The 6000-nt window shown below is 39.9% G+C and carries 7 protein-coding genes; 4 read left to right on the plus strand and 3 right to left on the minus strand.

Annotated features, from left to right (window positions below):
- Positions 1–29 precede the first annotated feature (29 nt).
- A complete protein-coding gene (locus L650_RS0109795) occupies positions 30–1025 on the plus strand; it encodes a patatin family protein (protein WP_029772994.1) in 996 nt (331 codons plus the stop codon).
- Between the two features lie 67 nt (positions 1026–1092).
- Here the strand turns inward: L650_RS0109795 and L650_RS0109800 are convergent, their stop codons facing one another.
- The 3 genes from L650_RS0109800 to L650_RS0109810 form a co-directional block, all read right to left on the minus strand.
- Positions 1093–1956, minus strand: a complete 864-nt coding sequence (locus tag L650_RS0109800) for a DMT family transporter (RefSeq protein WP_029772995.1) — start codon at positions 1954–1956, stop codon at positions 1093–1095.
- 150 nt (positions 1957–2106) lie between these two features.
- Entirely contained in the window at positions 2107–2817 is a 711-nt protein-coding gene (locus L650_RS0109805; RefSeq protein WP_029772996.1) for an AraC family transcriptional regulator, read from the minus strand.
- 74 nt (positions 2818–2891) lie between these two features.
- Positions 2892–3323 (minus strand): Lrp/AsnC family transcriptional regulator, encoded by a 432-nt coding sequence (locus tag L650_RS0109810; protein ID WP_004586320.1) that lies wholly within the window; start codon positions 3321–3323, stop codon positions 2892–2894.
- 167 nt (positions 3324–3490) lie between these two features.
- Between L650_RS0109810 and L650_RS0109815 the strand changes: the two genes are divergently transcribed.
- The 3 genes from L650_RS0109815 to L650_RS0109825 form a co-directional block, all read left to right on the plus strand.
- Complete coding sequence (locus L650_RS0109815; protein ID WP_029772997.1) at positions 3491–4573, plus strand: ornithine cyclodeaminase; 1083 nt, start codon at positions 3491–3493, stop codon at positions 4571–4573.
- Positions 4570–5481, plus strand: coding sequence for a citrulline utilization hydrolase CtlX (gene ctlX, locus L650_RS0109820; RefSeq protein ID WP_029772998.1), 912 nt, complete (start codon positions 4570–4572; stop codon positions 5479–5481). The genes L650_RS0109815 and ctlX overlap by 4 nt, the downstream gene beginning before the upstream one ends.
- 127 nt (positions 5482–5608) lie before the next feature.
- Positions 5609–6000 (plus strand): alanine:cation symporter family protein (locus tag L650_RS0109825; RefSeq protein WP_029772999.1); only part of this gene is annotated, 392 nt, incomplete at its 3' end.

Consider the following 6000-nt stretch of genomic DNA (forward strand, 5'->3'; position numbering starts at 1 on the left):
AACATCATTAAATTAAAGGAAGGTACACCGTGAACGCTCTAACAACCGCATCGGCTAATTCAGTTACTCATACAGCGCAGCCAAAAGTTGCTCTGATAGCTGAAGGTGGCGGACAACGAGGGATATTCACAGCCGGTGTATTAGATGCATGGTTAGAGCAAAACTATGACCCATTTGATTTATTTATTGGCACCTCTGCCGGCTCGCAAAATTTAACAAGCTATTTAGCACGTCAAAAAGGTTACGCTAAACGCTTAATTAGAGGGCTTTCTCGTAACAAACGCTTTTTTCAACTAGGGCGTGGTTTAATGGGCAAGCACATTGTTGATTTAGACTGGTACTTTGAAAAAACCACCGAAGTAAACAGAGCCCTTGATTTTAAAACAGCAAAAACCAGCTTAGGCGAGCGAGAGCTGCTTATAACGGCAACCAATGCACGCGACAGAAAAGCCTATTACCTTTCACCTACAGGCGAGGGTAAGCAATGGCGAGATTTGTTAAAAGCATCGAGCGCGTTACCTTTTTTGTATAAACAAGGCGTTAAACTTACTCCTTGGTTAGGTACAAAAGCGGCAAACGAAGCACATTTAGCTGCAGAGCAATCGAGTGAAGATTTTTATTTAGATGGCGGCTTAGCTGCGCCACTGCCTGTACGCGAAGCTTATAACCGTGGCGCACGAAAAATCGTGGTAATTAGAACCGTTGATGAGCATTTTCAGGCGCAAACTGCATGGGTTCAAAAGCTTAGAACATTTGCATGTGCATCAGGCTACTGCCCAAAAACACTTGATTACTTGATTCAACACGAGCAAGCATACCTAGACGAGCTAACGTTTATTGCCAACCCGCCTAGTGATGTAGAAATTATACAAATTTTTGCAGACGAAAAGCTGCACAGTAAATTATTAGGTAGCTCAAACGACGATTTACGCTTTGATCATAAGCTAGGTGTAAAAGCAGGCCGCGCTTATTTAAAAAGCCAAAACGCACGTATAGTAGATTACGCACACAGCTACGCTATGTAGCTGTGTATTAACGCTTAAACTTAAATTACTACTTAAGTTTAAGCGTTGGTAAAGTGCCGTGGCAAAATTAAAGCTCTGCTTTTTTTAAACTTACCGATGGCTTTTTATTGCTAATCGCCGCGCCTAATAAAATAAGTGCTAAAGCAATAAATACTGACCAACTAAAGGGAGCCTGCGAGGCGAGTATTAAAATAAAAGTAGAAAGCACCGGCGTTAAAAAACTCAACGAGGCTAATAGCGAACGGTTACCAAATTTTAAACCATGATCCCATAAATAAAATGCACCTCCCACTGGGCCTAATCCTAATAAAATAGCGCCTAGCCATTGTGAAACAGACAAACTAATAACGGTTGTTTCAAAATAAAAATGTGCACAAAGGGCAAGCACAGCCACAATAAGCGAAAGCCAGCCTATGTCATCTACATGGCTATTAAATTGCGACATTAAATAAGAATAACTAGACCACAGTACTGCGCAGCATCCTGCAAAAAAATACCCTAAGTAGTATTCACTATTGATAGATAACCCACTGCCATCGGTAATTAAACTAAGCGTGCCTAAAAACCCCAGTAATCCGCCCAATATTGCTTTAAATTTAGACCCAGGGGTAGCCACAAATACACCCAGTAATAATGGCCAAAGGTACACAATTAAGCTTACCTCTATTAAAGGACCGTATTTTAAAGCCATAAAATAACAAAAGTGAAAACCAAATAAGCCAGTAACACCTATTACAATTTGTTTTTTAGAAAGCTTTGGAGGGGTTAATAATGGCTGTTTTGTAGCAAAACGTTTTACTAATAAAATAATAAAAGAAAGTGCAAAGCACATAAAAAGTAACTGAAAAGCCGGGAGCGCTTTGGTTAAATTACCCAGTAATGCTAAAAGCCCCCACGAAAATATTGCTAAAAACCCTATGTGTGTTGCCATTAATTACCCTCCGTAAATACTATGTACTGAGTGTATCAATATAGGTTTTTAAAAATATGCTAAAAAGACGGTGTTATTGTTTGCTCTGACGCTATTTAACCTACGCTCTGCCTGAGCTTGCTTTATTATCTTGTGTTTAGGTTATCTATATTACTGCTTTGCAAACGCCTTAGGTGGCTGCCCAAAATATAAATTAAACCGGCGGCTAAACGCAGAGGCATCGTTATAACCAATGCGCTCGCCTACTAAAGCAATGGGTAAGTCTGAATGGGTTAAAAGGGCGCGCGCGTGCTGCATTCGCAACATAGTTAAATATTGCAGCGCACTCATAGTGGTACTTTTTTTAAACACAGTTTTAAATTGTGTAACGCTTAAACAGGCTATATCGGCCAGCTCTTTTAACGTATAGGGGTAGGCTAAATTTTGCTTAACAGTGGTTATTACATTATCTATTCGTTTATCAATATTACTGTGGCTGCTTTGCTCACAAAGTAATAAGTAAAATAAATCAAAAGTTGAATTAGTAAGCTTTTCATCGCTAACAACGAGCAGTTGCTGCTCTATAAACTGTAAGTAACTTAATAAACGGCTATCTATTGAAATTTTAGGGCATAAAAGGTTAATAAGGTTTTCAGGGAGCGCGTCTAAATCTGCCACAATAAAACGCGCGGCTTCATCGGCCGTAAAGGCATGCACTACGTTTTTCTCTATAACGATACAACTGCCCGTACTCACCGTTGTTTTATAGTCATTATTTAACGTTATAAAAATTTCCCCGTGTAGGGGTAAAACGAGTTGATGGTAATTGTGCTGGTGGCGCTTTATATCTTGCGAATAATACCGAATAGAAAGCTTATTCATTGCCTACTCCAATACCTAATACATAAACCGAGTATTGCCTAACATACTTTAAGTAAAACATGGCGTTAATAAACCTAAGTAGATGACAATAATATACTGGTTTCGCTATTTAAAATGCCTTCTATTTCGCGTACTTGCCTGAGTACACCATCAAACTCACCTAAATTTGCCGCCTGTATTTCAGCCACTAAATCCCAAGCGCCATTGGTTGTATGTAACTTTGTTAGCTCTGGTATGCCGCGCATGGTTTTAATTACCTGCGATGTAGATTTACCCACCACTTCCACCATCATTATTGCTCTTACAGCTTCGGTTTCTATGTGTTCGTGTACACGCACCGTAAAGCCTAATATAGCGCCCGATGAGACTAAACGGTCTAAGCGGTTTTGCACTGTCCCGCGCGACACCTTTAAAACATCGGCTAGGGCTGAAATAGAAGCGCGGCCATCTTTTCGTAATTCGGCTATTAATGCGTTATCTAATGAGTCGTAAATGTAAGGGGTCATAAAACGCCTTGGGTTATGTGTTTATTACAAATTACTAAATTTGTACTTTATTGCATAGCAATTTGCTAAAAAATACTATTATTTGTATAAACTTTTGGCATTTTAAGTAACACCTCTGGCCTATAAACTTATTTCAATTAATTTATTTAGTCATTAAAGAGGTATTTATGAGTCATTTTATCGCACAACCTAAACAAGGTGTTCCATTCGTTAGCGTACAGGCAATGGCCAAACTTATAAATAAAGTCGGAATAGAAAACGTATTGCTTGAGCTTACTCAAAGATTAGAACACGACTTTGCTCGCTGGGAAGAATTTGATAAATCGCCACGTTATGCGGCGCACTCTCCTGATGGCGTAATAGAGCTTATGCCCGTAAGCGACGGTAAAATGTTTAGCTGTAAATATGTAAATGGTCATCCAAAAAACACCTTTAAGGAACTTCAAACCGTGGCCGCATTTGGTATTTTGTCGGATGTTGATAGCGGCTATCCGGTCATGATCAGCGAAATGTGCTTACTAACAGCCTTACGTACAGCGGCTACATCGGCGCTTGTGGCAAAGTATTTAGCGCCTAAGCACTCAACAACGCTTACATTAATTGGTAATGGTGCACAGTCTGAGTTTCAGGCATTAGCTTTTAGAGCCGTATTAGGCATTACTCACATTCGTTTATACGATATTGATAAAAACGCCTCACAAAAAGCCTACAACAACTTAAGTGGTTACGGTTTAAATGTAACTCTATGCAATAGCGCAGAAGAGGCCGTACAAGGCGCGAACATTATTACCACCTGCACAGCCGATAAAAAAAATGCCACTATTTTAACCAGCGATATGATCCCCCAGGGCGTGCATTTAAATGCCATTGGTGGCGATTGCCCTGGTAAAACAGAGCTTGATTCAAAATTATTAACGCGCGCAAATGTGTTTGTAGAGTACGAACCGCAAACCAGAATAGAGGGCGAAATACAACAAATGAGCGAAACCTTTGCCGTAACAGAGTTTCATAAAGTAATTAATAAACAAACACCTGGGCGTACAAGTAACAACGAGCTTACTATTTTTGATGGGGTAGGCTTTGCAAGCGAAGACTTTACCGCGCTGGTGTATATTAAAGACGCGCTGGTGGCTGCGGGTGAGTTTGAACTACTTGATTTAATTACACAACAAGCTGATCCGCGTAATTTATTTTCGGTACTTAATAGTACACAACCATCAAAAACACCTAAGCAAGAGCAAGTCGCATGAGCCACATAAAGCAAGCACCGACAGCGGTGGTGATGGTGCGCCCGCATCACTTTACATCTAACCCACAAACCATGTTAGACAACACGTTTCAAAGTACCTGCAACTCACAAAATCAGAGTCAGCTTGCCTTTGACGAAGTCACTAATGCGGTTAAATTATTACAAAACGTGGGCGTAACGGTTCATCTTTTTGAAGACGAACATACACACACGCCCGATTCTGTGTTTCCAAATAATTGGTTTTCTACTCATCAAAGTGGCGAGCTAGTTATGTACCCAATGTACGCAGAAAACAGAAGGTTAGAATATCGAAAAGATATTATTGATTTTTTGACTAATCACTATAAAGTGTTGTCTGTGACTGATTATTCATTTTTAGCGAAAGAAAATGCATTTTTAGAAGGCACAGGATCGCTTGTTATTGACCACCCCCATAAGCTTGCTTATGCAGTAGAATCTAAGCGCACTACTAAAACCGTGGTTAATACAGTGTGCGAGCAATTAAAGCTAAAACCTGTTGTATTTAACGCCTACGATGAGCAAGGCACTGCGGTTTATCATACTAATGTATTAATGTGTGTAGCCACAGAGTTTGCCATGATCAGCTTAAATATGGTGCCAAATAGTCAGCACAAACAATTAACTAGCCATTTTATACAAAGCCATTTAGAAGTAATAAACTTATCTAATGAGCAAATAAGTAGCTTTTGCGGCAACGCAATAGAGTTACAAGGTACAAATGGTCGTATTTTAGCACTCTCACAAACGGCGTTTAATGCACTTACAACCGAGCAAAAAGCAGCAATACAAAAAACAGCTAAACTTGTTCCGTTACCTATACCAACCATAGAGTCGGCGGGAGGTTCGGTTAGATGCATGATTGCTGGCATACACCTGCAAAGTAAATAACCTACCACTAAGTCAACATACTAAGGCAGCTTAGCTGCCTTAATCTATGGCTAACATGCATTATTAAATGCCAATTACTCAACTATGCGCTGAGTAAAAACATAATAAATACAAAAAGGATTAGCCCATGTTCGATACCGTAGTAAAAAGTGTAAATGGCCTATTATGGGGAGAAGGCCAAATACTAATCTACATACTACTGTTTGCAGGTATTTGGTTTTCGGTACGTTTAAAAGCAATTCAAATAGTAAAATTTAAACACATGTTTAGCCTGTTAAAAGGCAGTAGCAAGTGTAAAAAAGACGACATTTCATCATTTCAAGCATTGTGTACAGGCCTGTGTGCCCGTGTAGGTACAGGTAATTTAGCCGGGGTCGCTGTTGCAATTTCACTAGGCGGAAGCGGCGCCATATTTTGGATGTGGGTTATAGCCATACTAGGCATGGCAACCGGCTTTGCTGAAAGTGTATTAGGGCAAGTGTATAAAGTACGCGATAGTAGTGGCGAATTTAGAGGCGG

The organism is Pseudoalteromonas sp. TB51 (genome assembly GCF_000498055.1).
GTDB classification, from domain to species: Bacteria; Pseudomonadota; Gammaproteobacteria; order Enterobacterales; family Alteromonadaceae; genus Pseudoalteromonas; species Pseudoalteromonas atlantica.

Excerpts from the sequence above, each read along its gene's own strand:
- ctlX (WP_029772998.1), top strand. The coding sequence starts at position 4,570 with ATGAGCCACATAAAGCAAGCACCGACAGCGGTGGTGATGGTGCGCCCG.
- L650_RS0109805 (WP_029772996.1), bottom strand. The coding sequence starts at position 2,817 with ATGAATAAGCTTTCTATTCGGTATTATTCGCAAGATATAAAGCGCCAC.
- L650_RS0109810 (WP_004586320.1), bottom strand. The coding sequence starts at position 3,323 with ATGACCCCTTACATTTACGACTCATTAGATAACGCATTAATAGCCGAA.
- L650_RS0109800 (WP_029772995.1), bottom strand. The coding sequence starts at position 1,956 with ATGGCAACACACATAGGGTTTTTAGCAATATTTTCGTGGGGGCTTTTA.
- L650_RS0109815 (WP_029772997.1), top strand. The coding sequence starts at position 3,491 with ATGAGTCATTTTATCGCACAACCTAAACAAGGTGTTCCATTCGTTAGC.